A 26,456-nucleotide genomic window follows, 5' to 3' on the forward strand; every position below is an offset into this window, starting at 1 on the left:
GCCGACTCACGCGCCCTCACAGCCTCTTGACCCCCTTGATGCGTCCCACGCGTGTGGTGCGGGTGCGGGCCCTGGTCTTCAGGCCGCCCAGGCCGCGCTGGCTGCCGAGCTTGAGGCCGGTTCCGTTGGAGATCCAGCCGGAGGAGATGTCGGCCGCCTTCTTCGAGGAGGAGCTGGTCTCGGCGAGCGGGTCGTTGTCCGCGCGCCGGGCCAGGAACATGATCCCGGGGACCACGAAGGGGGCCAGCAGCAGGTCGTAGAGCGCGGCCGTGAACAGCAGGCTCGCGAGGCCGACATGGCGGGCGGCGGTGTCGCCGACTAGGGCGCCCACGCCGGCGTAGAGCAGGGTCGTGCCGACGGCGGCGGCGACCACGACGACCATGGGGCCGGTGGCCGACTTCAGCCGTCCGTTGTCCGGTTTGGCGAGGCCGGCGAGATAGCCGATGACGCACAGCACCAGGGCGTAGCGCCCGGCGGCGTGGTCGGCGGGCGGCGCGAGGTCGGCGAGCAGGCCGGCGCCGAAGCCGACGAGGGCGCCGCCGACATGGCCGTAGACCAGGGCCAGGCCGAGGACCGTCAGCAGCAGCAAGTCGGGGACGGCGCCCGGCAGATGGAGCCGGGCCAGGACGCTGACCTGGAGCACCATGGCTACGACGACGAGGGCCGTGGAGAGCAGGATCCGGTTGACGCGCATGGGGATTCAGCTCCTACTGCTGGGTCTGGCCGTCGATCGGCGCGGTCGCCGACGGGGTGACGGTGACCGTGACCGTCGGGGTGGGGGTCGGCTTGGGCTTCTTCGGCAGCACCGTGTCGCGCGGATCCTTCTTCGGGGCCTGGACGACCACGCCGACGATGTCGAGCTTGGTGAAGCTGACGTAGGGCGTGATGTAGAGGGTGCGGGTGAGGGCCCCGCCGGAGGGGTCGACGCGGGAGACCACGCCGACCGGGACGCCCGGCACGAAGGGCTTGTCGGCCTCGGAGCCGAAGGTGACCAGGCGGTCGCCCTTCTTCACGTCCGCCTTGCTGTTGAGGAGTTCGACGCGCAGCGGGCGGTCGCCCTGTCCGGAGGCGAAGCCGAGTTCGTCGCTGTTCTCCATGCGGGTGCCGACGGAGAAGTCCGGGTCGTTGGCGAGGAGCACGGTGGAGACGTCGGGGCCGACGTTGGTGACCCGGCCGACCAGGCCGTCGCCGTTGAGCACCGTCATGTCGCGCTTGATGCCGTCGTTGGCGCCGATGTCGATGGTGACCGTCCAGGAGAAGCCCTGGGCCGCTCCTATGGCGATGACCTGGGCGCCCTTGATGCCGTACTGCCCCTCCGCGGCGACCTTCAGCATCTTGTCGAGCTGCTTGAGGCGGCTGGAGTTGCGGTCGTCGCTGCCCAGCTTCGCCTTGAGGGCCGCGTTCTCCTTCTCCAGGCGGGCGAGGCGGTCGTGCCGGGTGCCCGAGTCACGGACCGCGGAGACGGCGTCGCCGACGGGGTTGACCGCCGTCGACACACCGTCCTCCACCGGCCCGAACACCGTGGCCGCCAGCTGGCGGGCACCGTCGACCGGTGAGTCCTCCCCACCGCGGATGTCCACCGTGATCAAGGCGAACGCGATGGCGATCAGCAGCACCAGGAGCAGCCGGCTCTCTCGTGTGTCCCTCACGTGCGGCGGCCGTGCCTTCCTCATAGGAATGTGCAGAGGTTTTGATGTTCAGGTGTGCAGAGGTTTATGGGTGAGCTTATGCCTCTATATCAACGAGCCGCCGCACGAGAGGAGATCATCTCGTACGGCGGAATCGAAGAGTTACGTCATCTGCGCGGCTGGGCGTCCAGCACCTGCTGGAGCGCCTCGAACTCCTCGACGCACTTGCCGGATCCGAGCGCCACGCTGTCCAGCGGGTCGTCGGCGATATGGATGGGCATGCCGGTCTCCCGGCGCAGCCGCTCGTCGAGTCCGCGCAGCAGCGCCCCGCCGCCCGTCAGCACGATGCCCCGGTCCATGATGTCGCCGGACAGCTCCGGCGGGCACTTGTCCAGGGTCGTCTTGACGGCGTCGACAATGGCGTTGACCGGCTCCTCCATCGCCTTGCGGACCTCGCCGGCGGAGACGACGACGGTCTTGGGCAGTCCGGAGACGAGGTCCCGGCCGCGGATCTCGGTGTGTTCGTCGGATTCGAGTTCGTACGCCGAACCGATGGTGATCTTGATCTGTTCGGCGGTCCGCTCACCGAGGAGGAGGCTGTACTCCTTCTTGATGTGCTGGATGATCGCGTTGTCCAGTTCGTCGCCCGCGACGCGGATGGACTGGGCGGTGACGATGCCGCCGAGCGAGATGACCGCGACCTCGGTGGTGCCGCCGCCGATGTCCACCACCATGTTGCCCGTGGCCTCGTGGACCGGGAGGCCGGAGCCGATGGCGGCCGCCATGGGCTCCTCGATGATGTGCACCTGGCGGGCGCCCGCCTGTGAGGACGCCTCGATCACGGCACGGCGCTCGACGCCGGTGATGCCCGAGGGCACGCAGACGACAACGCGCGGGCGGGCCAGATACCGGCGCTTGTGGATCTTGAGGATGAAGTAGCGGAGCATCCGCTCGGTGATCTCGAAGTCGGCGATGACGCCGTCCTTCAGCGGTCGTACGGCAACGATGTTGCCAGGAGTCCGGCCGATCATCTTCTTCGCCTCGGCGCCGACCGCGAGGATGCCACCGGTGTTGGTGTTGATCGCGACGACCGACGGCTCGTTGAGAACGATCCCGCGACCCCTGACGTACACCAGCGTGTTGGCGGTCCCGAGGTCGACAGCCATGTCACGGCCGATGAACGACATTGAGTTCCCCATCAGGATTCGTCTGGCCTTCCTGGGAGCTTTTGAGGGCTTTTCAGGTCGGCGAAGTGGGTGCTGTGACGTGAAGGCTTCCATCGTAATGGTGCCTGCACAAACACTGCGTGAGGGTCTCCGCCATTGTCAGCAGATGCTGGGTGCGTTCGCTTGGTGAGAGGGGCGTTCGGGGGCTCTCGTTCCCTCGATCGCCACGCATATGCCAAAAAGTCCGGGGCCATCGCCCCAGACCCCAACTTCCGCCGCCGCAGGCACTACGCGTGGCCGGGGAAGAAGATCTTCACCTCGCGCTCGGCGGACTCCTCGGAGTCGGAGGCGTGGATGAGGTTCTCGCGGACGATGACGCCGAAATCGCCGCGGATCGTGCCGGGGGCGGCGGCGATCGGGTCGGTCGGGCCGGCCAGGGCGCGCAGCCCCTCGATGACCCGCTCACCCTCGACGATCATCGCGACCGACGGGCCGGCCGCCATGAACTCCACCAGCGGCTCGTAGAAGGGCTTGCCCTTGTGCTCGCCGTAGTGCTGCTCCAGCGTCTCCTTGTCCAGGGTGCGCAGCTCGAGCGCCGTGATCCGCCAGCCCGACTTGCGCTCGATACGGCCGATGATCTCGCCGGTCAGGCCACGGCGGACGGCGTCGGGCTTGAGCAGGACGAGGGTGCGCTGAGTCACGGCGGCTCCTAGAAATCAAGGCTGTTGCAGGTGAGGGCTGTTGCAGAAGATGCCTGTCGCAGCGGATGGCTGTCGCAGGTGTTCGAAGATTACAGGGCGTGTCGCGGGCCGTGTCACACAGCGTCAGGGGTGGAGGAGTCCGCCTGGGCGGCGAAGCGCGCCTTCGCCTCGTCGATCTTTCTGCCGTAGTGCACCGAGGCCCACCACAGGGCCGCGAAGACCGCGCCCAGGAAGAACATCGTGGGCACCGCGAAACCGGACGCGATCAGCGCTACCTGCAGGATCCAGCCGAGGACGACCCCGCCCGGACGCGTCACGACACCGCACAGCGCCACGCACAGGAACATCGCGATGCCGCTGACCGTCCACACCGTGGACGCGGTCAGGTCGGGGTCCTTCATGGCGACCAGACCGGCGAAGCCGATCACGAAGAACTCGCCGATCAGAGTCGAAGCACAGAGCGTACGCACGGACTTCTCAGCCCTTTCCCAGGAGCAGCCGGGCCTCGCCGACCGTGATGACGGAGCCGGTGACGAGCACACCGCCGCCCGCGAACTCGCCGTCCTCCTCGGCCAGCGTGATCGCGGCCTCCAGGGCGTCCGGCAGCCGCGGTTCGACCTGGACGCGCTCGTCGCCGAACACCTCCACGGCGATCGCCGCGAGTTCGTCGGCGTCCATCGCGCGATGGCTGGAGTTCTGCGTGACGACGACCTCGGCGAAGATCGGCTCGAAGGCCTCGAGCAGACCGCGTACGTTCTTGTCACCGCTCGCGCCCACCACGCCGATCAGCCGGCTGAAGTCGAATGCCTCGCCGATCGCCTCGGCGGTGGCGCGGGCGCCCGCCGGGTTGTGGGCGGCGTCGAGCACGACGGTCGGGGAGCGCCGTACGACCTCGAGCCGGCCCGGCGAGGAGACCGCCGCGAAGGCCTTGCGGACGGTGTCGATGTCGAGCGGATCGGGCCGCTGCGAGCCGACCCCGAAGAACGCCTCCACCGCGGCGAGCGCCACGACGGCGTTGTGCGCCTGGTAGGGGCCGTGCAGCGGGAGGTACACCTCGTCGTACTCACCGCCGAGGCCGCGCAGGGTCAGCAGCTGTCCGCCGACGGCGACCTGGCGGGCGACGACCCCGTACTCGAGCCCCTCCCTGGCCACCGTGGCGTCCACCTCGACGGCCTTCTTCAGCAGCACCTGGGCCGCGTCGACCGGCTGCTGGGCCATGATGACCGTCGCGTCCTGCTTGATGATCCCGGCCTTCTCCGAGGCGATCGCGCCGGGCGTCTCGCCGAGCCGGTCGGTGTGGTCGAGGTCGATGGGGGTGACGACGGCGACGTCCCCGTCGATGACGTTGGTGGCGTCCCAGGAGCCGCCCATGCCGACCTCGACGACCGCGACGTCCACGGGCGCATCGGCGAAGGCGGCGTACGCCATGCCGGTCAGCACCTCGAAGAAGGACAGCCGGTACTCCTGCTGGGAGTCGACCATCTCGATGTACGGCTTGATGTCCGCGTACGTCTCGATGAAGCGCTCGGCGGTGATGGGGGCACCGTCGAGGCTGATGCGCTCGGTGATCGACTGGACGTGGGGCGAGGTGTAGCGACCGGTGCGCAGGTCGAAGGCGCCGAGGAGGGCCTCGATCATGCGGGCCGTGGAGGTCTTGCCGTTGGTGCCCGTGATGTGGATCGAGGGGTACGAGCGCTGCGGGTCGCCCAGCACGTCCATCAGCGCGGAGATGCGCGCGACCGACGGCTCCAGCTTGGTCTCGCCCCAGCGGGTGGCCAGCTCCGCCTCGACCTCGCGCAGGGCCCGGTCGACCTCGGGGTCCTCGGGACGGGCCGGGACGTCCGCCTCCGGCGGGCCGCCCTGGGTGCGCAGGGTGCGGCTGCCTGCCTCGATGACGGCGAGATCGGGGTCGCGGTCTTGTTCGGCGGCGATGATCTCGTCGAAGGGGTCGCTTTCACTCACACGGTCAGTTTAGGGGTGCGCCCGGGCGGAGGGGTGGCTGGCCTTGTTGTGCGGGCGCGGGGAGCGTTGTGGCTTGTCGCGCCCACGCGGCGGAGCCGCAAATCGATGCGGCCCCGCGCCCCTAAAGGCAAAAGCCTCTACTGCTCGGGCAAGCGGTCCAGCTGGGCCTTGATCCTGGTGATGTCCTCGTCCGCCTTCGCGAGGCGGCCTCGGATCTTGTCCACGACGTGGTCCGGGGCCTTGGCCAGGAAGGCTTCGTTGCCGAGTTTGGCCGTGGCCTGGGCCTTCTCCTTCTCGGCGGCCGCGAGGTCCTTGGCGAGGCGCTTGCGCTCCGCCGCGACGTCGATCGTGCCGGAGAGGTCGAGGGCGACCTCCGCACCGGCCACCGGCAGGGTCGCCGTGGCCGTGAAGGACTCGCCCTCCGGCTGCAGGCGCAACAGCTGGCGGATGGCGGCCTCGTGCGGTGCCAGTGCCGTGCCGTCCAGGGTCAGCCGGGCCGGGACGCGCTGGCCCGGCTGGAGGCCCTGGTCGGCGCGGAAGCGGCGGACCTCGGTGATGACGGACTGCAGGGACTCGATCTCGCGCTCGGCCGCCGTGTCGCGGAAGCCGCTGTCGTGCGGCCACTCGGCGATGACGACCGACTCGCCGCCGGTGAGCGTCGTCCACAGCGTCTCGGTGACGAAGGGGACGATCGGGTGCAGCAGCTTGAGGGTGACGTCGAGGACCTCGCCGAGGACCCGCTGGGAGACCTTCGCGGGCGCCCCGCCCGCCTGGAACGTCGTCTTGGACAGCTCGACGTACCAGTCGAAGACCTCGTCCCAGGCGAAGTGGAAGAGCGCGTCCGACAACTTCGCGAACTGGTAGTCCTCGTAGAGCGCGTCGACCTCGGCCACGACCGAGTTGAGCCGGGACAGGATCCAGCGGTCCGTGGAGGACATCTCGGCGGCGTCCGGCAACGGGCCCTCGACCGTGGCGCCGTTCATCAGCGCGAAGCGCGTGGCGTTCCAGATCTTGTTGGCGAAGTTGCGCGAGCCCTGGACCCAGTCCTCGCCGATCGGGACGTCGACGCCGGGGTTGGCGCCGCGCGCGAGGGTGAAGCGGAGCGCGTCGGAGCCGTACTTGTCCATCCAGTCCAGCGGGTTGACCGCGTTGCCGAAGGACTTCGACATCTTCTTGCCGAACTGGTCGCGGACCATGCCGTGCAGGGCGATGGTGTGGAACGGCGGGGTGCCGTCCATCGCGTACAGGCCGAACATCATCATCCGGGCGACCCAGAAGAAGAGGATGTCGTAGCCGGTGACCAGGACGGAGTTCGGGTAGAACTTCGCGAGCGACTCGGTCTGTTCGGGCCAGCCGAGCGTGGAGAAGGGCCACAGGCCGGAGGAGAACCAGGTGTCCAGGACGTCCGTGTCCTGCTTCCAGCCCTCCGCCTCGGTGCCGGGCGGCTGCTCGTCGGGGCCGACGCAGACGACCTCGCCGTTCGGGCCGTAGAAGACCGGGATGCGGTGGCCCCACCACAACTGCCGTGAGATGCACCAGTCGTGGAGGTTGTCGACCCAGTCGAAGTACCGCTTCTCCATCTCCTGCGGGTGGATCGTGACCTTGCCCTCGCGGACCGCGTCACCGGCGGCCTTCGCGAGCGGGCCGACCTTGACCCACCACTGCATGGACAGGCGCGGCTCGATGGTGGTCTTGCAGCGCGAGCAGTGGCCGACGGAGTGGACGTAGGGCCGCTTCTCGGCGACGATCCGGCCCTCGGCGCGCAGCGCGGCGACGATCGCCGAGCGGGCCTCGAAGCGGTCCTGGCCCTGGAAGGGGCCGTGGACGGTGATGACGGCGTGCTCGTCCATCACGGCGATCGCCGGGAGGTCGTGGCGGCGGCCGATCTCGAAGTCGTTCGGGTCGTGGGCCGGGGTGACCTTGACGGCGCCCGTGCCGAACTCCGGGTCGACGTGCTCGTCGGCGACGACGGGGATGGAGCGGTCGGTCAGCGGCAGCTTGATCTGCTTGCCGACGAGGTGCTGGTAGCGCTCGTCGTCGGGGTGGACGGCGACGGCGGTGTCGCCGAGCATGGTCTCCGCGCGCGTGGTGGCGACGACGACCGTCTCGTCGCCCTCGCCGTACCGGATGGAGACGAGCTCGCCGTCGTCGTCCTGGTACTCGACCTCGATGTCGGAGATGGCCGTCAGACAGCGCGGGCACCAGTTGATGATGCGCTCGGCGCGGTAGATCAGCTCGTCGTCGTAGAGCCGCTTGAAGATGGTCTGGACGGCCTGCGAGAGGCCCTCGTCCATGGTGAAGCGCTCGCGCGTCCAGGCGACGCCGTCGCCGAGGCGGCGCATCTGGCCGGAGATCTGCCCGCCGGACTCGCCCTTCCACTGCCAGACCCGCTCGACGAAGGCCTCGCGGCCGAGGTCGTGGCGGGACTTGCCCTCCTTGCCGAGCTCGCGCTCGACGACGTTCTGCGTGGCGATGCCGGCGTGGTCCATGCCGGGCTGCCAGAGCGTCTCGAAGCCCTGCATGCGCTTACGGCGCGTCAGGGCGTCGATGAGGGTGTGCTCGAAGGCGTGCCCCAGGTGCAGCGAGCCCGTGACGTTCGGCGGCGGGATGACGATGGTGTACGGCGGCTTCTCGCTCTTCGCGTCCGCCTCGAAGTAACCCCGCTCCACCCAGCGCTCGTACAGCGGCCCCTCTACGTCGGCCGGCGCGTACTGGGTCGGCAGTTCGGTGCTGGGCGCTGGTGGCTGCTGCTGAGCGTTCTCGGTCACGGGGTCAGTTTAGGGGTGTCACGGGGCAGTCCCGAAACGCGTTTGTTCTGTAACGGTGGGGGCCCCGACGGAACGCGCGCTCCCCCACTGCGCCAGGATGTCGGGGACACACAAGGCATCTGGAGGGGAACCCAGAAATGAGTCACAACCAGCCGGGCCCGTACGGCGGGCAGCCCCAGCAGCCCGGACCGTACGGCCAGCCGGGACCCTACGGCCAGCAGCCGCCGCAGGCGCCCCAGCCCGGCTACGGCTACCCCCAGCAGCCGCCGGCCCAGCCCGGCTACGGTTACCCGCAGCAGCCGCCGCAGGGCGTGCCGCCGCAGCAGCCCTACGGTCAGCAGCCGCCGCCATACGGCCAGGCTCCCTACGGCCAGCAGCCGTACGGCGCTCCGCAGCCGCCCGCGCCGGGAGGTGGCAAGAAGAAGACGGGCCTCATCATCGGTGCCGTGGCGGTCGTGGCAGCGATAGCTGTAGGTGCCTATTTCGTGATCGGCGGGGGAGGCGGCAGCGGTAGCAGTGTCGCCGACGACGGCCCGCACAAATTGACAACCCCGGCGAGCGTGCTCAGTGGCGAGTACAAGAAGTCCAGCAAGAACGACAGTGGCGGCTTCGACGAGAACGACGTCAAGGACGCCGAGAAGCACGGCGTGAAGAACGCCCAGGACGTGCACGCCGGTTACCAGGCCGGGGACGAGACCAACCCACTGGCCCTGAAGATGATCAACTTCATGGGTGTGTACGGCGACATCGACAACCCGGAGGCGGCTGTCGACGGGATGTTCACCGAGATGAAGAAGAGCGCCGGCAAGGACGACGACGGTGAGGTCGTCGGTAGTCCCAAGGCCTACAAGCCCAGCGGTCTCGACGGTGCGGTGCTCAAATGCCAGGAGACCAAGGTCAAGGGCGGCTCCTCCAGCACCTCGACAGGCCCCAGCGAGATCCACATGCCGGTATGCATCTGGGGCGACCACAGCACGCTGGGCGTCATCATCCACATCGACATGGCCGACGCGATGGCCGGCAAGAGCGCCGACCTCGCGGGCGCGGCCGACCTGACCGCGAAGTTCCGCAAGGACGTCCGCGTCAAGAAAAGCTAACCGCTACGACGCGAGAAGGGCCCGGCGCCAGTGGCGCCGGGCCCTTCTTCATGAGCTTGTGCGGGGTTACGCGGTCTTCTGCTCCCCCGGCCCCCGCCCGTTGCGGGCGTCGCGCGGGATCAGGGTCGGGTTCACGTTCGAGTGGACGACCTCGGCGGTGACGACCACGCGGGCGACGTCCTTGCGGGACGGGACCTCGTACATGACCGACATCAGGACCTCTTCCATGATGGCGCGCAGGCCGCGCGCGCCGGTCTGGCGCAGGATGGCCTGGTCGGCGATGGCCTCCAGGGCCTCGCGCTCGAAGTCCAGCTCCACACCGTCGAGTTCGAAGAGGCGTTGGTACTGCTTCACCAGGGCGTTGCGCGGCTCGACCAGGATCTGCAGCAGGGCCTCGCGGTCGAGGTTGTGGACCGAGGTGATGACGGGGAGGCGGCCGATGAACTCGGGGATCATGCCGAACTTGACCAGGTCCTCGGGCATGACGTCCTCGAACTGGTCCTTCTCCTCCAGCTCCCGCTTGGAGCGGATGGTGGCGCCGAAGCCGATGCCCTTGGCGCCCGCCCGGCCCTCGATGATCTTCTCCAGGCCCGCGAAGGCACCGCCCACGATGAACAGGACGTTCGTCGTGTCGATCTGGATGAACTCCTGGTGCGGGTGCTTGCGGCCGCCCTGCGGCGGCACCGAGGCCGTGGTGCCCTCCAGGATCTTCAGCAGGGCCTGCTGGACGCCCTCGCCCGACACGTCGCGGGTGATGGAGGGGTTTTCACTCTTGCGCGCGACCTTGTCGATCTCGTCGATGTAGATGATCCCGGTCTCGGCCTTCTTGACGTCGTAGTCGGCCGCCTGGATCAGCTTGAGCAGGATGTTCTCGACGTCCTCGCCGACATAGCCCGCCTCGGTCAGCGCCGTCGCGTCCGCGATCGCGAACGGGACGTTCAGCATCCGGGCCAGGGTCTGGGCCAGGAGGGTCTTGCCCGAGCCCGTGGGGCCGAGCAGCAGGATGTTGGACTTCGCCAACTCGATCGCGTCGTCACGGCCGCTGCCCCCGCCGTTCTCCCCGGCCTGGACGCGCTTGTAGTGGTTGTACACCGCTACGGAGAGGGCCTTCTTGGCAGCGTCCTGGCCCACCACGTAGCCCTCGAGGAACTCGAAGATCTCGCGGGGCTTGGGCAGTTCCTCCCAGCGCACCTCGCTGGTCTCGGCGAGTTCTTCCTCGATGATCTCGTTGCAGAGATCGATGCACTCGTCGCAGATGTACACACCAGGCCCTGCGATGAGCTTCTTGACCTGCTTCTGGCTCTTGCCGCAGAACGAGCACTTGAGCAGATCGCCGCCGTCACCGATGCGTGCCACGGTGTGCTTCCCCTTCGCCTGGGAGACGCCTAGGTCCAGCGGCTCCTGGTGCTGCCTTAGTCCGACGGTACCTTGCCGGGCCCCCCGTTCGGGCCCCCCTTGGCGCGGTTCACTTTGACGTGCAGCGTGTCAAAGCACACCAACCGTGCCAAGGGGCGGCAGACGATACAGCCTCCGTGCCCTCTGTGTGTCAGCGGACGGAGTCGTTGTTCAACTTCCGGGTGGAGATGATCTGGTCGATCAGGCCGTACGACAGCGCGTCCTCGGCCGTGAGGATCTTGTCGCGCTCGATGTCCTCACGGATCTTCTCGATCGGCGTGGTCGAGTGCTTGGCCAGCATCTCCTCCAGCTGCGAACGCATCCGGAGGATCTCGTTGGCGGCGATCTCCAGGTCGGAGACCTGACCGCGGCCCGTCTCGCTGTAGGGCTGGTGGATCAGCACGCGGGCGTTGGGCAGCGCCATGCGCTTGCCCGGCGTACCGGCGGCCAGCAGGACGGCGGCGGCGGAGGCCGCCTGGCCCATGCAGACCGTCTGGATGTCGGGCTTCACGAACTGCATCGTGTCGTAGATGGCCGTGAGCGCGGTGAAGGAGCCGCCCGGGCTGTTGATGTAGACCGAGATGTCCCGGTCGGGGTCCATCGACTCCAGGCACAGCAGCTGCGCCATGACGTCGTTGGCGGAGGCGTCGTCGATCTGGACGCCGAGGAAGATCACCCGCTCCTCGAAGAGCTTCGCGTACGGGTCGTACTCGCGGATGCCCTGCGAGGTGCGCTCGACGAAGCGCGGGATGACGTAACGGGACTCGGCGGCGGGGCCCGTGTACTCGGCGCTGGCGGCACCTGCCGCGCCCACAGGGCCGTGGGAGCGGTCGTACAGGCTGCTGCCGGGGAAGTCGTTCACTGTCTGTCTCCTAGGGGCTGTGGCGGTCGGCTGGGGGCGCTGCGGGGGTGTCAGGCCCCGGTGCCGCCGCCGCCCGGCATGCCGGCGGCCGTGGGGATCACGTCGTCGATGAGGCCGTACTCCTTGGCCTCCAGGGCGTCGAACCAGCGGTCGCGGTCCGAGTCACGGGTGATCTGCTCGATGCTCTGGCCGGTGTGCTGGGACGTGAGCTCGGCCATGCGCTTCTTGGTGTGCAGCAGCCGCTCGGCGTGGATCTTGATGTCGGAGGCCGAGCCCGCCAGGCCCGCGGAGGGCTGGTGGATCAGGATCTCGGCGTTCGGCAGCGCGAAGCGCTTGCCGGGGGTGCCCGCGCTCAGCAGGAACTGGCCCATCGAGGCGGCGAGGCCCATGGCGATGGTCACCACGTCGTTCTTGATGAACTGCATGGTGTCGTAGATCGCCATGCCGGCCGTGATCGAGCCGCCGGGGCTGTTGATGTAGAGGTAGATGTCCTTGTCCGGGTCAGCGGCAAGGAGCAGCAACTGTGCGGTGATCTTGTTCGCGATGTCGTCGTCGACCGGCTGGCCGAGGAAGATGATCCGCTCGTTGAGCAGCCGGTTGTAGACCTGGTCGCCGAGGCCACCACCGATGGAAGGCTCGCCGGCGGCGGAGGGCATCAGATTCGTCACGTATCCACCTGCTCGTCTTACGACGGCGCCGGGCCGTCTTCACGTGTTCCCTGCTGGGCAGGGACCGTTTCGGGTGCTCCCCTGCCCTCATACTCATGGACCCTAACGCGCGGGTCCCTTCGGGGAATCCCGGAGTGGGGGGTGTTCGCCGGGGGCGTAGCCGGGCAGCGGCGCCTAGTGGGGTGGGAGCTTGTGTGCTTGGGCGGGTGCGGGTGCGTTGTGGTTGGTCGCGCAGTTCCCCGCGCCCCTGGGGGGGCGCTGCGCGGCCCCCCAATGCAGACCCAATGCAGAGAGGCCCCGGGGTTTGTGCCCCGGGGCCCCTCTGTGGCGTTCTGCAGCGCCTTGGGCGTCAGTCCTCGGGCTTGTCCTCGGCCTCGGTGGCCTCGGTGGCCTCCGTGGTCTCGGTGTCCGTGGTCTCGTCCTCGTCCTCGTCGTCCAGGTCGATGATCTCGCCGTTGGTGTCCTTGACCGTGGCGGCCTCGACGACGACCGCGAGGGCCTTGCCGCGGGCGACCTCGCCGACCAGGAGCGGGACCTGACCGCCCTCGACGACGGCCTGGGCGAACTGGTCGGGGGACATGCCGGAGGAGGCCGCACGCCGCATGAGGTGCTCGGTGAGCTCCTCCTGGTTGACGTTCAGCTTCTCCTGCTTGACGAGCTCGTCCAGGACGAACTGCGTCTTGATGCCCTTGACCGCGGCTTCCTTGGTCTCGGCGTCGAACTCCTCGACCGTCTTGCCCTGGATCTCGAGGTACTTCTCGAGGTCGAGGCCCATCTGGCCGAGCTGGTGGTGCTCGAGGTTGTGCTTACGGGTGTTGATCTCGTCCTCGAGCAGCTTCTCGGGGACGGGGACCTCGACCATCTCCAGCAGCTTCTCCAGGACGCGCTCCTGGGCCTGCGTGGCCTGGTCGTACTGCTTCATGTTCTCCAGGCGCTTGCGGCTGTCCGCGCGGAGCTCCTCGAGGGTGTCGAACTCGGACGCGAGCTGCGCGAAGTCGTCGTCCAGCTCGGGCAGTTCGCGCGCGGCGACCTGGCTGACCTTGACGGTGACCTCGGCCTCCTTGCCCGCCGCGGAGCCGCCCTTGAGCTCGGAGGTGAAGGTGGCCTCGCCACCCGCCTCGAGGCCCTTGACGGCGTCGTCGATGCCGTCGAGCAGCTCGCCCGAGCCGATGGTGTAGGAGACGCCGCTCGCGACGCCGTCCTCGAGGATCTCGCCCTCGACCTTGGCCTCCAGGTCGATCGTGACGACGTCGCCCTCCTCGGCGGCGCGCTCGACCGGGGAGGTGGAGGCGAAGCGCTCGCGGAGCTGCTCGACCGACTTCTCGATGTCCTCGTCGGTGACCTCGACGGGGTCGACCTCTACCTCGATGCCGGAGTAGTCCGGGATCTCCAGGGCGGGACGGATGTCGACCTCGGCGGTGAAGTTCAGCGTCTCGCCGTCCTTCAGCTCCGTGATGTCCACCTCGGGCTGGCCCAGGACGTCGATCTCGGCCTCGTTGACCGCGTCCGTGTAGAACTTCGGGAGCGCGTCGTTGACCGCCTCCTCCAGGACCGCACCGCGGCCGAACCGCTGGTCGATGACGCGCGCCGGGATCTTGCCCTTCCGGAAGCCCTTCACCGTGACCTGCTGGTTGATCTTCTTGTACGCCGCGTCGAGGCTGTCCTTGAGCTCCTCGAAGGGCACCTCGACAGTGAGCCGAACCCGAGTCGGGTTCAGGGTCTCCACGGCGCTCTTCACGGTTCGGTCTCCTTGTGGCTGACTTCTTGGTTTCTGCCGGAGCCAGACTGGTCCGGCAAATTCGCCGCCCGGGAGGACTTCATAGAGGAGAGACACACGGGCGTGCAGCTTGCATAGTAACGGCAGCGGCGACACGCCCCAAAGGCGATCACGAGACACGATCACCCAAGGTGACCGGGGCTCCGGTCGATGTTGACCGGTGCCGACCGGTGCTGGTCGGGGTGGCGGGATTTGAACCCACGGCCTTCCGCTCCCAAAGCGGACGCGCTACCAAGCTGCGCCACACCCCGTCAGGTGCGACACGTAGGGTACATGCCCGCAGGCAGTGCGGCTGCCGCATTTCCGGGGCGGGGGCGGCACGGCGCTGCGGGCGGGAGAAGGGGTGTGCGCCGAGCGCGTCCGACCCGCTACGATGCCTCGTGTGCCGCGGTCGCCTGACCTGCGGCGCATGCTGTGCGGGCGTAGCTCAATGGTAGAGCCCCAGTCTTCCAAACTGGCTACGCGGGTTCGATTCCCGTCGCCCGCTCCAGACAGGCTTGGGCCCAGGCGAGAGGGTATTCACCCGCTCCCTGGGCCTGAGTCCTTTCGAGGGCCGGATCAGCCCGATGGCAAGGTGGTCGATGCCTGCCTCGCTTGGCCACAGGTTCCCGTCGACCCGGGCAAGGCCGAGCAGACGTGGCCATTGACGCCGTAGTAGCGCGGTCAGAGCATGGCGTTGTGCCTCCGATGACGGTTCATCTGCCGGCTGAGCTGGAGACCCGGCTCGCCGAGGCCGCACGCGCCGACGGGAAGACCGAGACCGATCTGATCGTCGAAGCCGTCGAGCAGTTTCTCGGCTTCCGACGTGCGACCGCGGACGTGCCTGTTCCTCGATTTGCCAGGAGGGTGGGTCCGCTGGCGCCGTTGACGCCATCTTCGGATACGAGGCCGGGGGCGTAGGTTGCGTCGAGTCTCGGCAACGGTTCTGGTACGCGCAGCTCAGCGTCCTGCCAGGTCATCGCGCGTCCGCATGCACAACGCAGCTCCCCGCGTCGACGAGCGCCCGCCCCGGGCGCGGTCCGCCGTGGGCGTGGCGCGTGGGCGTCCGCGCCCGCGGGGTGGGCGAGCCGAGCGGACCGGGTCGGGCCCGGTCAGAAACTGATCGAGTTGATCGTCTCGGCTATCGAGTTCAGGAAGCGGTTGATCGACGGGGCCATGCCCGTCGAGGCGAGGAAGAAGCCGAAGAGCACGGCGACGATGGCAGGGCCCGCTTTGATCGACCCTCCCCTCATCAACACCACCAGGATGATCGCCAACAGCAGCACCACTGACAGTGAAATGGCCACAACTGATCACACACCCTCGGTCGGTCCGCTCTCCCGGCCTGGGGGTGCCGGCCGCGCGCACCCCCGCCAGGACCATCGTGCCACCAACGGGCCCCGGGTATGCGGCGGGTGAGACATCGTCGGCCACACCTGTGCCGGGTCTTTGCCCGGACCATGCCGACGCGACCCGCGGGAGCGCCCAACGCCGCGCTCCCGCGCGGCAATTCGAGGATGCGCCCGCACGCATAATTCGGCGGGATCGTTTCAATGTCCACACAACGCGTTCGCAGCCAATTCGAATTGCCGTCACGGGTGCCCGGGGGCCGTCAACAGCGGTACTCATATGCCCCTTTTAGTCGGGATGAGTCGTGACAACTAGGACATGGAGCCGATGTGTTGACCATCACGTCCACAAGAAGGCCGACTTCCCTTAATGATGGGTACCCGAAGCCAATAAGCAGGAAAGACGTGGGGAGTTTTACGAAAGCCCACGGCCGACGCTAGGGTGCCTCAGATGTTTCACGCTGCCTCGTCCCCCGCAAGTGCAGCGAGGTCCGGGATCCACTCCCCCCGTTTCTGGGGGGAGGGTCTGTGACGAACTCGTTGCAACCGCACGGCCACAACAGAACCTCACAGCAGGCGAGCCCTCCCCAACGCGGCAAACAGCGCGACGCGTTCTTCGACAACGCGAAGTACCTGGCCATCGTGCTGGTGGCCATGGGTCACTCCTGGGAACCGCTGAAGGGTGACAGCCGCATCCTGGAGGGTGTGTACACGGTCGTGTACACCTTCCACATGCCGGCCTTCATCATCATCTCCGGCTATTTCTCGCGCAGTTTCGACATGCGCCCCGACCGGCTCAGGCGGCTGGTCACCGGCGTCCTGGTGCCGTACGTGATCTTCGAGACGGCGTACTCGCTCTTCAAGCGGTACGGCGACCACGATCCCGGTATGGACGTCAGTCTGCTCGACCCCTGGTACCTCACCTGGTTCCTGGTCGCGCTGTTCATCTGGCGCATGACGACTCCGCTGTGGAAGAACCTGCGCTGGCCGCTGCCGATCGCGCTCGGCATCGCCATGTTCGGGACGGTGTCGCCGGACATCGGCGACGACCTGGACCTGCAGCGCGTTCTGCAGTTCCTGCCGTACTTCGTGCTGGGTCTGTGCATGAAGCCCGAGCACTTCCAGCGGGTGCGCACGCGGACGATGCGGATCGTGGCGGTGCCGGTGTTCGCGGCCGCGCTGGTCTTCGGCTGGTGGGCGGTGCCGCGGATGAACACCGCGTGGTTCTACCACCGTGACGCCGCGCAGGAGCTGGCCGCGCCGTGGTGGACCGGGCCGGTCATGACGCTCGCGCTGTTCGGCTGCTCGCTGCTGCTGACCGCGTGCTTCTTCGCCTGGGTGCCGCGCCGCAAGATGTGGTTCACCGCGCTCGGCGCGGGCACGCTCTACGGCTATCTGCTGCACGGCTTCGTCATCAAGGCCGGTGACTTCTACGGCTGGTTCGACCACAAGTGGATGCACAAGCCGCTCGGCGAGATCGCCCTGACGCTCGCCGCGGCCGCCGTGGTCACCCTGCTGTGCACGCCGCCCGTGCAGCGGACGTTCAGGTTCGCGATGGAGCCCGAGCTGAAGTGGGCGTTCAAACGGGACGCCGCGGAGCTGGCCCGCGAACGGGAGAAGCAGCAGCAGCGCGAGATGGCCAACGCGTGAACGCCTCGCCGCAGGCGCCCTGAAAAGCAACTACCGCTGCCCCAGACCGAGAAGTGCGCGCATCCGCGTGTACTTCTCGGTCAGTCGTTTGCGGGTCGCCTCGTCGTCCAGGCGCGCGAGGCGGGCCGGGTCGGAGTTGTGCGCCAGGTCCGCCTCCTTGACCAGCAGTGCGCCCGGCGTGGCGAGAATCCGCCCGGCGTACTCCTGCTGACTCTCCCCCGCCCGCTTGGTGAGCGCGCGCACGACGTCCTTCGTACGGTCTCTCAGCGCGGCCTCGTCCAGCCACTGCTCGGAGAGGGCGCCGTCCTCGACGGAGTCGTGCAGCCAGGCCGCCGCGATCTGCTCCTCGTCGCCGCCGCGGGCGCGCACGCCCTCCGCGACGGCCTGCAGATGCTCGGCGTAGGGTCGGCCCGCCTTGTCGACCTGGCCCTCGTGGGCGGCGCGGGCGATGGCCTCTGTTTCGGCCAGGGACAGGGGTGTTGGGGAGATTCCGGTCACTCGTCCAGTGTCTCGCTGCGCAGTGCCGCGCGGGCCGGGAGGGTTGTGGCCGTCAGGCCGAGGACGACGATCGCTGCGGCGAAGGAGCCGTAGACCAAGGGGGGAATGTACGGTCCCTGCCCGGTCAGGCCCTTCATCATCGGCACCAGGGTGGCCAGGGCGATGCCCGTGCCTAGGGCGATGCCCGTGAGGGCGACGAGCAGGGCCTCCCAGCGGATCATGCGCATCACCTGGCGGCGGGTGGAGCCGATGAGGCGGAGCGTGCTGAGTTCGCGGCGGCGGTCGAGGACGGTCATCACCAGGGTGTTGACGGCGGCCACGGCCGCGAAGCCGCCGAGGACACCGGCCATCACGGAGTTGGCCCAGGCGTTGAGTTCGCGGTCCAGCGACTGGGCGGCGGTGTAGTCGCCCCGGTCCAGCACGGTGCCGTACGGCCCCAGTCCGGCGGCAGTTCCGCCCTTCGTCCACAGCTCGGTGTCGTAGGCGGAGGTGACGTGGGCGGCGAGGTCGGCGCGGGCCATCGTGACCTGGGACAGGCCCATGCCGCGGCCGTACGTCGCCACGACGAGCGGGGCGGCCCGGGTGCCGTCGGGCAGCCGGAGGTGCAGCCGGTCGCCGACCTCGACGTGGGCGTTGCCCGCGAGTTGGGCGTCGACGGCGATCTCACCGCGCTTCAGGGACAGCCGGCCGTGCTCGACGTCCAGGTCCTGGACGGCGGCGAGTGCGCGGGCGGAGCCCGTGACGCCCTGCGCGGAGGCCGACTCCAGGCCGCCCGAGGCCGGGACGAGCACGGAGGTCCGCAACAGGCCGACCGCCGCGGTGACTTCGGGGCTGTGCCCGGCTCGTCGTACGGCGTCCTGGGTCAGGCCCGGATCGGCGGTGACGATGTGGTCGGCGAGGATGCCGGCGTGCTGCTGCTCGGCGGTGACGCGGTCGGTGCTGGTCTGCATGAAGATCAGCACCGAGGAGAACGCCATGGCGAGCACGATCGGGGTGATCGCGGACGCCAGACGGCGGGCGTTGCTGCGGGAGTTGGCGGCGGCGAGCACGGCGGGGGCGCCGGCGCCGCGCAGCGGCAGGCCGAACAGGGCGGCGCAGCCACGGGCGACCAGCGGGCCGAGCAGCGCCACGGCGAGCATGAACAGGACGACGATGCCGAGGGCCGCGTTCGCGGCGTCCTCGCCGGTCATGGAGGCGGACAGGCCCGCGCAGACGAAGCCGCCGGCCGCGGCGGCCAGGCCCAGGGGGGTACGGATCCAGCCGATGCGCAGCCGCTCCACGGACGCCTCGCTCAGCGCCTGCCCGGGCTTGATGCGCGAGCTGCGGTGTGCGGCGACGTAGCCGGAGAGCAGGGCGGTGAGAAGGACCGCGCCACCCGCGGAGACGAGGGGGATCCAGGAGACGGAGAAGTCGACGGGCCGCGGTACGGCTCCCCTGTGCTGCAGTTGCCCGAACCACCAGCGGGCCAGGGCGATTCCGGGCAGGCAGCCGAGGGCTCCGGCCAGCGGGGCCACCAGCAGGGTCTCGGTGGCGATGGAGCGGCGGACCTGCCGGGGCGTGGTGCCGATGGCCCGCAACAGGGCGAACTCGCGGGCGCGTTGGCCGACGGCGAGAGCGACGGTACCGGCCGCGGTGAACATGGCGACCACGGTGGCGATTCCGCCGAAGGAGCCGCCGATGCCCATCAGCGTCTCCTTGGCCTCGCCGAGTGAGGGGTCCTCGACGGTGCCGCGGTCCTCGCCGGTGTACACCTTGGCGTGCTTGCCGAGGGCGTGCGCCACCTGGGACTTGAGGCTCGCGGTGGTGACGCCGTCCGCGGGGAACACCGCGACGGCGTCGACACGGCCGGGGTGGCCGGACAGCCGCAGAGCCTCTCCGTCGGCGAACCAGGCGATGGCGCCGGTGCCCGAAGTGGCGGACTTCGTGGTGCCGGAGACGCGGTAGGTGCGCGTGCCCTCGGGGGTGGTGAGGCTGACGTGCGAGCCGACGGCGGCCCTGCTCCTGGCGAGGACGACCTCGCCGGTGTGCGGCGGGCGGCCGGAGGTGAGCTGCTCTCCGGTGAAGGCGGTGGAGGCCCAGTTGTGGGCGGTGAGGGGGCCGCCGGGGCCGCTGCCGGGGAAGGTGACGTCGGCGACGGCCGTGCGGGCGCCGGGGGCCGAGGCCGCCTTCGCCACCAGGGAGTTGTCGAGGCGGGCGCGGTCGGGGACCGGTTCGCTGTCGGCGTTGTCGCCGTGGCCGTAGGGGGCGCGCTGGTCGGCGGCGGCCACGACGGGGGCGTGCGCGTAGCGTGTGGGCGGGACGGAGGCGCGGACGCCGGTCTCCAGGAGGATGCCGCAGGCCGATACGACCATGGCGGCCATCGCGAGCGCGATGAAGGTGCCGACGAACGCCGAGGGTCGGAAGCGGAGGGCCGCGCGGGCCAGCCCGTTGGGCGCGAACATCACGCCGCCGCCTGTTCGAAGGCCGGGCGGGCGGACAGGGCCGTCATGCGCGCGGCGATCTGCTCGGCGGGCGCGCGCTCCAGGTGGTCGACGATCTCGCCGTCGGCCAGGAACAGGACACGGTCGGCCCAGGCGGCGGCCGACGGGTCGTGGGTGACCATCACGACCGTGGCGTCCTGGCCGTCGACGGCCTGGCGCAGCAGGGAGAGGATCTCGGCCGCCGTCGTGGTGTCCAGGGCGCCGGTGGGCTCGTCCGCGAAGACGACGTCGGGGTGGGTGACCAGGGCGCGGGCGATCGCGACGCGCTGCTGCTGGCCGCCGGAGAGCTGGCCGGGGCGGCGCCTGGCCTTGTCGGCCAGGCCGACCTGGGCGAGGACCTCGGTGGCGCGGCGGCGGTCGGGTCGGCGGCCCGCGAGGCGCATCGGCAGGACGACGTTCTGCTCGACCGTGAGGGACGGCAGCAGGTTGAAGGCCTGGAAGACGAAGCCGAGCCGGGTGCGGCGCAGTTCGGTGAGCTTGTTCTCCTTCATGCCGGTGATCTCCGTGCCGCCGAGGCGGACGGTGCCGGCGGTGGGGCGGTCCAGGCCCGCCGCGCACTGCAGGAACGTGGACTTCCCGGAGCCGGAGGGGCCCATCACGGCGGTGAAGCTGCGGCGGGGCAGGGTGAGGTCGATGCCGCGCAGGGCGTGCACGGCGCCGCCGCCGCGGCCGTAGCGCTTGCTGACTCCGTGCAGTTCTACGGCCCAGTCGCCTGACATGCCTGGTTCCTTCCGATCCGGGGTGGTGATTCGAAGCTACGGATCGGAGGCGGGGCGGGCGATGAGGGCGGCTGGCGAATGCGGGCGGGGGTAAACCCCACCAGCCGTCTTCCGGAGCGCTCAGCGCAGGGTCGGCGGCCGGCCCGTCACGGTCGGGCCCTCGCGGCAGATCAGCAGCAGCGCCCGGTCGTCGTTGACGTCCTTCGCGACGGCCTCGATGAGGTGCCAGGCGGCGCCGTGGAAGCCGCCCGCGACGTAGCGGTCGGCCTCGCCGGTGAGGCGGTCGATGCCCTCGGCGATGTCGCGGTCGGAGGTCTCCACCAGGCCGTCGGTGAAGAGCATCAGCACGTCGCCGGGGCGCAGCGAGCCCTTGACGGGGTCGAACTGGGCGCCGTCGTAGACCCCGAGGAGGGGGCCCTCGGCGGCCTTCTCCTCCCAGCGGCCGCTGCCCGCGCTGAGCTGGAGGCCCGGGGGGTGTCCGGCGGAGTAGAGCTCGTAGTCACCGGAGTCGAGGTCCAGGACGAGGTGGATGGAGGTGGCGAAGCCCTCGTCCCAGTCCTGGCGCAGCAGATAGCCGTTGGCGGCGGGCAGGAACGCGTGCGGGGGCAGCGAGCCCAGCAGGCCGCCGAACGCCCCCGACAGCAGCAGTGCGCGCGAGCCGGCGTCCATGCCCTTGCCGGAGACGTCGGTGAGGACCGCCTCCAGGGTGCGGCCGCCGTTGGTGCGGGCGGCGACCACGAAGTCGCCGGAGAAGGACTGGCCGCCCGCCGGGCGCAGCGCCATCTCGCGGTGCCAGCCGATCGGCAGCGTCGGCAGCTTGCTCTGCACCCGGATCCGCTCGCGCAGGTCGAAGAGCATGGTGCCGCCGCGTCGCCAGGGCACGCCGACGCGGCTGCGGAACTGGGCGATGAGCAGCCCGAAGAAGCCGCACGCAGCGACCACGAGCACGACGCCGGGGGTGACCCGGGACGGGCCCTCCGTGTAGGGCCCGAGCTTGACCGACTCGACGATCAGCGCCGTGGCGGCGGCCGCGTACAGGCCGAGCAGGCTGGCCGGGCGCAGCAGCAGGCCGCCGGCCACGATCGGCAGGACCAGCACGGCCGGTGAGCACCATACGGAGTTGGCGAGCGTGACGGCCGCGATCACCGGGACGGTGATGAGCAGACCGGCCAGCGCGACCCAGTCCGAACCGTCGCCGCGGAAGTAGTCGACGGCGCTTCTGCGCAGGCCGGTGCGGACCCGGTGCCACTGCATCCTCAACCGGGCCGTGAACGTGTCGGCTTCCGCGCGCCGCTCTCGTCCTGCTGCCATCAGTTCGGGACCCTATCCATCGGACCAGCTGCTTGGCACGGGAGGTCCCACTTGTCCCCCGTCCGAGGTTCAACTTCACAGTGAACTTCACAGAAAGCCGTTGCGGGTACGGCAAGGCGAAATTCCCTCGCTCGTCCCGCAATGCCCTGGTAGGCATGGTTCATGACGACTGACTTGCGCGTGCTGCGGCAGGACGACTGGGACGAGTGGTACGACAACCTGATCCGCGCCTTCGGCGGAATCCCCGAGTCCGCCGAGGAGCGCGCGCTGTGGCGCGAGCTCACGGAGACAGACCGCTCGCTGGGTGCCTGGGACGACGATACGTGCGTGGGGACGGCCGGGGCATTCTCTTTCAGGCTGACCGTGCCCGGCGGGGCGGCGGTGCCCGCGGCGGGCGTGACGATGGTCAGCGTGGCCGCCACGCACCGGCGGCGCGGTGTGCTGCGGTCCATGATGCGGCGGCAGTTGGACGACGTGCGGTCCTGGGGTGAGCCGCTGGCGGTGCTGACCGCCTCCGAGCCCGAGATCTACGGGCGGTTCGGTTACGGCGTCGGTACGTTCCACGTCAACGCCGAGATCGACACGACCCGCGTACGGCTGTCCGTGCCGCCCGGTACCGACGACGTACGGCTGCGGTACGTGGCGCCCGCCGAGGCGCTCGACGCGTGTGAGGCGGTCTACGCACGGCTGGTGCCGGGCCGTGCCGGCATGGTGGCGCGCGTTCCGGGCTGGGAGCGGCTGGGGCTGCTCGACCCGCAGAGCGAGCGGGAGGGCGCCTCTCCGCTGCAGTGCGTGCTGGCGGAGCGCGGTGGTGAGGTGGTGGGGTACGCGCGCTTCCGGATCAAGGCGGGCTGGGAGGCGGCCGGGCCCAAGGGGACGGTGGTCGTGCGGGATCTGTACGCGCTGGACCCGGCGGGGCACGCGGCGCTGTGGCGGTTCCTGTTCGACATCGACCTGACGTCGAAGGTGACCGCACGCGCGCGGCCGGTCGACGAGGCGTGGCAGCACATGGTCTCCGACGTCCGGCGCTGCTCGCTGCTCGTCCGGGACTCGCTGCACATACGGCTGGTGGACGTGGGGGCCGCGTTGCAGGCGCGGTCGTACCAGGCGCCGGTGGACGTGGTGTTGGACGTCGAGGACGCCTTCTGCCCCTGGAACAGCGGGCGTTGGCGGCTGACCGGCGACCCGAAGGGCGCGTCCTGCGCCCGCACCGAGGAGGCGCCCGATCTCGCCCTGACCGTACGGGAGTTGGGCTCGGCCTACCTCGGCGGAGTAACCCTGGACTCCCTCGCCGCGGCCGGACGCGTACGCGAACTGAGGCAGGGCGCCCTCACGGAGGCGTCGGTGGCCTTCGCCTGCACGGTGCCGCCTTGGCTGCCGCACGGGTTCTAGCGGTGCGTCAGGGGCGTCAGGGCTGCTGGCAGGTCGGGCACCAGAAGAGGTTGCGGGCGGCCAGGTCGGCGGTGCGGATCTCGGTGGCGCAGATGTGGCAGGGCTGGGTGGCGCGCCGGTAGACGTACACCTCGCCGCCGTGGTCGTCCACGCGCGGCGGGCGGCCCATCGCCTCCGGGGTGTGCTCGGGGCGGACGGTGTCGATGCGGTTGTTGCGGACGCCCTCGCGCATCAGGGCGACCAGGTCGGCCCAGATGGCGTCCCACTCGGCGGGGGTGATGTCCCTGCCCGCGCGGTAGGGGTCGATGCCGTGCCGGAAGAGGACCTCGGCGCGGTAGACGTTGCCGACGCCGGCGATCACCTTCTGGTCCATGAGAAGGGCGGCGATCGTCGTACGGCTGCGGGAGATGCGCCGGTACGCCGCCTGCGGGTCGGCGTCCGCGCGCAGCGGGTCGGGGCCGAGCCGGGCGTGTATCGCGTCCTTCTCGGTGTCCGTGATGAGCGCGCAGGTCGTGGGGCCGCGCAGATCGACGTACGACGTGTCGTTCGCGAGGCGCAGGCGGACCGTGTCGGTGGGCGGCGGGGCCGGGGCGTCACCGAAGGCGACCTTGCCGAACAGACCCAGATGGATGTGGACCCAGTCGGTGTCGCGGAAGCCCAGGAAGAGGTGCTTGCCGTGCGCCTCGGTGCCGGTGAGCACGGCGCCGCCGAGGAGTTCGGCGGCGTCCGAGAACTTGCCCTGAGGGCTGGTCACCCGCGGTGCCGTACCGGCGAAGCGGTCGGCGTAGTCCAGTGCCAGCCGGTGAATCGTGTGCCCCTCTGGCACGGTGCGTGGTCCTTTCCGGCCCCCGGAGGGCGTACGGCTCAGTCCTGCTGGGGGTGGTGCGCCGGGATCGGGGGCAGCTCGCCCGTCGTCTCGTACTCCGCGAGCATGTCGATACGGCGGATGTGGCGCTCGTCACCGGAGAACGGGGTGCCGAGGAAGGTCTCGACGAACTTCGTCGCCTCCTCCTGCGTGTGCATCCGCGCGCCCACCGCCACGACGTTGGCGTCGTTGTGCTGGCGGCCGAGCGACGCGGTCTCCTCGCTCCAGGCCAGCGCCGCGCGCACCCCCTTCACCTTGTTCGCCGCGATCTGCTCGCCGTTGCCGGAGCCGCCGATCACGATGCCGAGGGAGTCGGGGTCCGCGGCCGTCCGCTCGGCGGCACGCAGGCAGAACGGCGGGTAGTCGTCCTGGGCGTCGTAGATGTGCGGACCGCAGTCGACGGGGTCATGGCCTGCCGCCCTGAGCCATTCGACGAGGTGGTTCTTGAGTTCGAAGCCGGCATGGTCGGAGCCGAGGTACACGCGCATGGCTCCGAGTGTGACACGGGCGCCCGCGGGCGGCAGCCCCGGGTGGAGCCCAGGGAAAAAGCGCCCTCCACCACCGAACCTCAAGGAAACCTCAAATAACGATCTGGATTCAAAGGTTCACGAAATCCTTGGCCTCCGTTTCACTGGTCCGGCCCGTACACCGCTCGTACGGGGACCGCACACCTGGCGCGAAGGAATTTCCCCAATGACTGGTCTCCAGGCCGGACTGAAGAACCGACATCTGACGATGATCGCCATCGGCGGTGTCATCGGAGCCGGACTGTTCGTCGGCTCCAGTTCCGGCATCGCCACCGCAGGACCCGGCATCCTTCTCTCGTACGCCCTCGTCGGCACGCTCGTGGTGCTGGTGATGCGGATGCTCGGCGAGATGTCCGCGGCCAACCCCACCTCCGGGTCGTTCTCGGCCCACGCCGACCGGGCCCTCGGCCGCTGGGCCGGGTTCTCCATCGGCTGGCTCTACTGGTTCTTCTGGGTCGTCGTGCTCGCGGTGGAGGCCACCGCCGGCGCCACGATCCTCGAAGGCTGGATACCGGCCGTCCCGCAGTGGGGATGGGCCCTGATCGTGATGCTCGTGCTGACCGCCACCAACCTCGTCTCCGTCGGCTCCTACGGCGAGTTCGAGTTCTGGTTCGCCGGTATCAAGGTCGTCGCGATCGGCGCGTTCATCGTCGTCGGCGCGCTCGCGATCTTCGGTGTGCTGCCGGGCGCCCACAGCGACAAGGCCGGACTCGGCAACCTCACCGACCACGGCGGCTTCCTGCCCCACGGCCCCGGCGCCATCCTCACCGGCGTCCTGCTCGTCGTCTTCTCCTTCATGGGCAGCGAGATCGCCACCCTGGCCGCCGGCGAGTCGGAGAACCCGCAGCGCGCGGTGACGAAGTCCACCAACAGCATCATCTGGCGTATCGCGGTCTTCTACCTGGGCTCGATCCTCGTGGTGGTCTCGCTCCTTCCGTGGAACGACCCCTCGATCAAGGCCAAGGGCTCCTACGTCGCCGCCCTGGACTCCCTCGGTATCGCGCACGCCGGCCAGATCATGAACGTCATCGTGCTGACGTCGGTGCTGTCCTGCCTCAACTCCGGCCTGTACACGGCCTCCCGGATGGCGTTCTCGCTCGGCGAGCGCGGGGACGCGCCGAAGATGTTCGCGCAGACCACCTCCCGCGGTGTGCCGAGGGCCGCGATCCTCGCGTCGGTGATCTTCGGCTTCGTCGCGGTGTTCTTCAACTACAAGTTCCCGGACTCGGTCTTCCTCTTCCTGGTCAACTCCAGTGGCGCGGTGGCCCTGTTCGTCTGGCTGGTCATCTGCTTCTCGCAGCTGCGCATGCGGAAGATCATCCAGCGCGAGGCGCCGGAGAAGCTCGTCGTGAAGATGTGGCTGTACCCGTATCTGACCTGGGCGACGGCCGCGCTGATCGTGTTCGTGCTGGGCTACATGCTCACCGACACGGAGCACGACGGGCGCAAGACCATCCTGTGGTCGCTGCTCGTCGCGGCGATCGTGCTCGTCATCGCCTTCATCAAGGAGAGCGTGACCGGCGACCGCACGGCCGTGGCGGGCGAGTCCTCGGGAGCCTCCGCGGGTGAGTCCTCCGCGGGCGAGCTGGACGAGGTCAAGGCCGGCTGACACAGGGGGCGTTGTCCGACCGAGGGCCTCGTGCGCTCGTGCGGGCAACGCCC

Annotated in this window: 23 protein-coding genes and 2 tRNA genes; 6 read left to right on the plus strand and 19 right to left on the minus strand. The window is 69.5% G+C overall.

The features are described 5' to 3' along the window. Nucleotides 1-16: 16 nt before the first annotated feature. The 7 genes from mreD to JYK17_RS24255 all read right to left on the minus strand — a co-directional run bounded on the left by mreD (nucleotide 17) and on the right by JYK17_RS24255 (nucleotide 8,225). Entirely contained in the window at nucleotides 17-694 is a 678-nt protein-coding gene (gene mreD / locus JYK17_RS24225) for a rod shape-determining protein MreD (RefSeq protein ID WP_108014663.1), read from the minus strand. 13 nt (nucleotides 695-707) lie between these two features. Next, nucleotides 708-1,649: a rod shape-determining protein MreC gene (mreC, locus tag JYK17_RS24230; RefSeq protein WP_128802924.1), complete on the minus strand. Its 942-nt coding sequence runs from the start codon at nucleotides 1,647-1,649 to the stop codon at nucleotides 708-710. A gap of 146 nt (nucleotides 1,650-1,795) precedes the next feature. Then, nucleotides 1,796-2,815: a rod shape-determining protein gene (locus JYK17_RS24235; RefSeq protein WP_108014665.1), complete on the minus strand. Its 1,020-nt coding sequence runs from the start codon at nucleotides 2,813-2,815 to the stop codon at nucleotides 1,796-1,798. A 266-nt stretch (nucleotides 2,816-3,081) separates the two neighbouring features. Further along, the gene (gene ndk, locus JYK17_RS24240) at nucleotides 3,082-3,495 is read right to left on the minus strand and encodes a nucleoside-diphosphate kinase (RefSeq protein ID WP_108014666.1); all 414 of its coding nucleotides are present in this window, start codon (nucleotides 3,493-3,495) and stop codon (nucleotides 3,082-3,084) included. A 113-nt stretch (nucleotides 3,496-3,608) separates the two neighbouring features. Continuing rightward, a complete protein-coding gene (locus JYK17_RS24245) occupies nucleotides 3,609-3,965 on the minus strand; it encodes a DUF4233 domain-containing protein (protein WP_108014667.1) in 357 nt (118 codons plus the stop codon). A 7-nt stretch (nucleotides 3,966-3,972) separates the two neighbouring features. Continuing rightward, on the minus strand, nucleotides 3,973-5,457 hold the full coding sequence (gene folC, locus JYK17_RS24250) for a bifunctional tetrahydrofolate synthase/dihydrofolate synthase (protein WP_108014668.1): 1,485 nt from the start codon (nucleotides 5,455-5,457) through the stop codon (nucleotides 3,973-3,975). A 137-nt stretch (nucleotides 5,458-5,594) separates the two neighbouring features. Then, a complete protein-coding gene (locus JYK17_RS24255; protein WP_108014669.1) occupies nucleotides 5,595-8,225 on the minus strand; it encodes a valine--tRNA ligase in 2,631 nt (876 codons plus the stop codon). Between the two features lie 137 nt (nucleotides 8,226-8,362). Between JYK17_RS24255 and JYK17_RS24260 the strand changes: the two genes are divergently transcribed. Continuing rightward, nucleotides 8,363-9,322 (plus strand): hypothetical protein, encoded by a 960-nt coding sequence (locus JYK17_RS24260; protein ID WP_108014670.1) that lies wholly within the window; start codon nucleotides 8,363-8,365, stop codon nucleotides 9,320-9,322. A gap of 66 nt (nucleotides 9,323-9,388) precedes the next feature. On the opposite strand, the gene clpX is transcribed toward JYK17_RS24260, so the two are convergent. The 5 genes from clpX to JYK17_RS24285 form a co-directional block, all read right to left on the minus strand. Then, complete coding sequence (gene clpX, locus JYK17_RS24265; RefSeq protein ID WP_108014671.1) at nucleotides 9,389-10,678, minus strand: ATP-dependent Clp protease ATP-binding subunit ClpX; 1,290 nt, start codon at nucleotides 10,676-10,678, stop codon at nucleotides 9,389-9,391. A 190-nt stretch (nucleotides 10,679-10,868) separates the two neighbouring features. After that, nucleotides 10,869-11,579 carry an ATP-dependent Clp protease proteolytic subunit gene (locus JYK17_RS24270; RefSeq protein ID WP_108014672.1) on the minus strand — a complete coding sequence of 237 codons (711 nt, stop codon included), beginning with the start codon at nucleotides 11,577-11,579 and terminating at the stop codon, nucleotides 10,869-10,871. A 50-nt stretch (nucleotides 11,580-11,629) separates the two neighbouring features. Then, complete coding sequence (locus JYK17_RS24275) at nucleotides 11,630-12,235, minus strand: ATP-dependent Clp protease proteolytic subunit (protein WP_108014786.1); 606 nt, start codon at nucleotides 12,233-12,235, stop codon at nucleotides 11,630-11,632. A 361-nt stretch (nucleotides 12,236-12,596) separates the two neighbouring features. Further along, nucleotides 12,597-13,985 carry a trigger factor gene (gene tig / locus JYK17_RS24280; protein WP_108014673.1) on the minus strand — a complete coding sequence of 463 codons (1,389 nt, stop codon included), beginning with the start codon at nucleotides 13,983-13,985 and terminating at the stop codon, nucleotides 12,597-12,599. A gap of 213 nt (nucleotides 13,986-14,198) precedes the next feature. Beyond that, nucleotides 14,199-14,275 (minus strand) — tRNA-Pro (locus JYK17_RS24285). Nucleotides 14,276-14,440: 165 nt separating this feature from the next. Here JYK17_RS24285 and JYK17_RS24290 point away from each other — a divergent pair. Next, nucleotides 14,441-14,514 (plus strand) — tRNA-Gly (locus JYK17_RS24290). 197 nt (nucleotides 14,515-14,711) lie between these two features. Continuing rightward, nucleotides 14,712-14,924: a ribbon-helix-helix domain-containing protein gene (locus tag JYK17_RS24295; protein WP_108014674.1), complete on the plus strand. Its 213-nt coding sequence runs from the start codon at nucleotides 14,712-14,714 to the stop codon at nucleotides 14,922-14,924. Nucleotides 14,925-15,115: 191 nt separating this feature from the next. Here the strand turns inward: JYK17_RS24295 and JYK17_RS24300 are convergent, their stop codons facing one another. Further along, nucleotides 15,116-15,310, minus strand: a complete 195-nt coding sequence (locus JYK17_RS24300; protein WP_108014675.1) for a hypothetical protein — start codon at nucleotides 15,308-15,310, stop codon at nucleotides 15,116-15,118. Nucleotides 15,311-15,880: 570 nt separating this feature from the next. On the opposite strand from JYK17_RS24300, the gene JYK17_RS24305 reads away from it, so the two are divergent. Then, complete coding sequence (locus JYK17_RS24305; RefSeq protein ID WP_108014676.1) at nucleotides 15,881-17,002, plus strand: acyltransferase family protein; 1,122 nt, start codon at nucleotides 15,881-15,883, stop codon at nucleotides 17,000-17,002. 30 nt (nucleotides 17,003-17,032) lie between these two features. Here the strand turns inward: JYK17_RS24305 and JYK17_RS24310 are convergent, their stop codons facing one another. From JYK17_RS24310 to JYK17_RS24325, 4 genes are all read right to left on the minus strand, one after another. After that, complete coding sequence (locus JYK17_RS24310) at nucleotides 17,033-17,500, minus strand: HD domain-containing protein (RefSeq protein ID WP_108014677.1); 468 nt, start codon at nucleotides 17,498-17,500, stop codon at nucleotides 17,033-17,035. Continuing rightward, on the minus strand, nucleotides 17,497-19,941 hold the full coding sequence (locus JYK17_RS24315) for an FtsX-like permease family protein (RefSeq protein ID WP_222811172.1): 2,445 nt from the start codon (nucleotides 19,939-19,941) through the stop codon (nucleotides 17,497-17,499). The genes JYK17_RS24310 and JYK17_RS24315 overlap by 4 nt, the downstream gene beginning before the upstream one ends. Continuing rightward, nucleotides 19,941-20,699: an ABC transporter ATP-binding protein gene (locus tag JYK17_RS24320; protein ID WP_108014679.1), complete on the minus strand. Its 759-nt coding sequence runs from the start codon at nucleotides 20,697-20,699 to the stop codon at nucleotides 19,941-19,943. Before JYK17_RS24320 ends, JYK17_RS24315 begins: the two co-directional genes overlap by 1 nt. Before the next feature lie 120 nt (nucleotides 20,700-20,819). Then, nucleotides 20,820-22,010, minus strand: coding sequence for a PP2C family protein-serine/threonine phosphatase (locus JYK17_RS24325; RefSeq protein ID WP_108014680.1), 1,191 nt, complete (start codon nucleotides 22,008-22,010; stop codon nucleotides 20,820-20,822). Between the two features lie 162 nt (nucleotides 22,011-22,172). Here JYK17_RS24325 and JYK17_RS24330 point away from each other — a divergent pair, with 162 nt between their 5' ends. Beyond that, nucleotides 22,173-23,402: a GNAT family N-acetyltransferase gene (locus tag JYK17_RS24330; protein WP_128802919.1), complete on the plus strand. Its 1,230-nt coding sequence runs from the start codon at nucleotides 22,173-22,175 to the stop codon at nucleotides 23,400-23,402. 16 nt (nucleotides 23,403-23,418) lie between these two features. Here the strand turns inward: JYK17_RS24330 and JYK17_RS24335 are convergent, their stop codons facing one another. Both JYK17_RS24335 and JYK17_RS24340 read right to left on the minus strand, forming a co-directional pair. Further along, nucleotides 23,419-24,228: an Fpg/Nei family DNA glycosylase gene (locus JYK17_RS24335; protein ID WP_108014682.1), complete on the minus strand. Its 810-nt coding sequence runs from the start codon at nucleotides 24,226-24,228 to the stop codon at nucleotides 23,419-23,421. Nucleotides 24,229-24,266: 38 nt separating this feature from the next. Next, nucleotides 24,267-24,755: a ribose-5-phosphate isomerase gene (locus JYK17_RS24340; RefSeq protein ID WP_128802918.1), complete on the minus strand. Its 489-nt coding sequence runs from the start codon at nucleotides 24,753-24,755 to the stop codon at nucleotides 24,267-24,269. Between the two features lie 205 nt (nucleotides 24,756-24,960). Here JYK17_RS24340 and JYK17_RS24345 point away from each other — a divergent pair, with 205 nt between their 5' ends. Beyond that, entirely contained in the window at nucleotides 24,961-26,403 is a 1,443-nt protein-coding gene (locus JYK17_RS24345; RefSeq protein WP_222811173.1) for an amino acid permease, read from the plus strand. Nucleotides 26,404-26,456: the final 53 nt, after the last annotated feature.

The organism is Streptomyces plumbidurans, assembly GCF_019857225.1.
In the GTDB taxonomy this organism is placed as follows: domain Bacteria; phylum Actinomycetota; class Actinomycetes; order Streptomycetales; family Streptomycetaceae; genus Streptomyces; species Streptomyces plumbidurans.

Coding starts and splice junctions, on each gene's coding strand:
- JYK17_RS24340 (WP_128802918.1), bottom strand. CDS start 24,755: ATGCGCGTGTACCTCGGCTCCGACCATGCCGGCTTCGAACTCAAGAAC.
- JYK17_RS24275 (WP_108014786.1), bottom strand. CDS start 12,235: ATGCCCTCCGCCGCCGGCGAGCCTTCCATCGGTGGTGGCCTCGGCGAC.
- JYK17_RS24325 (WP_108014680.1), bottom strand. CDS start 22,010: ATGGCAGCAGGACGAGAGCGGCGCGCGGAAGCCGACACGTTCACGGCC.
- JYK17_RS24295 (WP_108014674.1), top strand. CDS start 14,712: ATGACGGTTCATCTGCCGGCTGAGCTGGAGACCCGGCTCGCCGAGGCC.
- JYK17_RS24330 (WP_128802919.1), top strand. CDS start 22,173: ATGACGACTGACTTGCGCGTGCTGCGGCAGGACGACTGGGACGAGTGG.
- JYK17_RS24345 (WP_222811173.1), top strand. CDS start 24,961: ATGACTGGTCTCCAGGCCGGACTGAAGAACCGACATCTGACGATGATC.
- JYK17_RS24315 (WP_222811172.1), bottom strand. CDS start 19,941: ATGTTCGCGCCCAACGGGCTGGCCCGCGCGGCCCTCCGCTTCCGACCC.
- mreD (WP_108014663.1), bottom strand. CDS start 694: ATGCGCGTCAACCGGATCCTGCTCTCCACGGCCCTCGTCGTCGTAGCC.
- JYK17_RS24320 (WP_108014679.1), bottom strand. CDS start 20,699: ATGTCAGGCGACTGGGCCGTAGAACTGCACGGAGTCAGCAAGCGCTAC.
- JYK17_RS24235 (WP_108014665.1), bottom strand. CDS start 2,815: ATGTCGTTCATCGGCCGTGACATGGCTGTCGACCTCGGGACCGCCAAC.
- JYK17_RS24260 (WP_108014670.1), top strand. CDS start 8,363: ATGAGTCACAACCAGCCGGGCCCGTACGGCGGGCAGCCCCAGCAGCCC.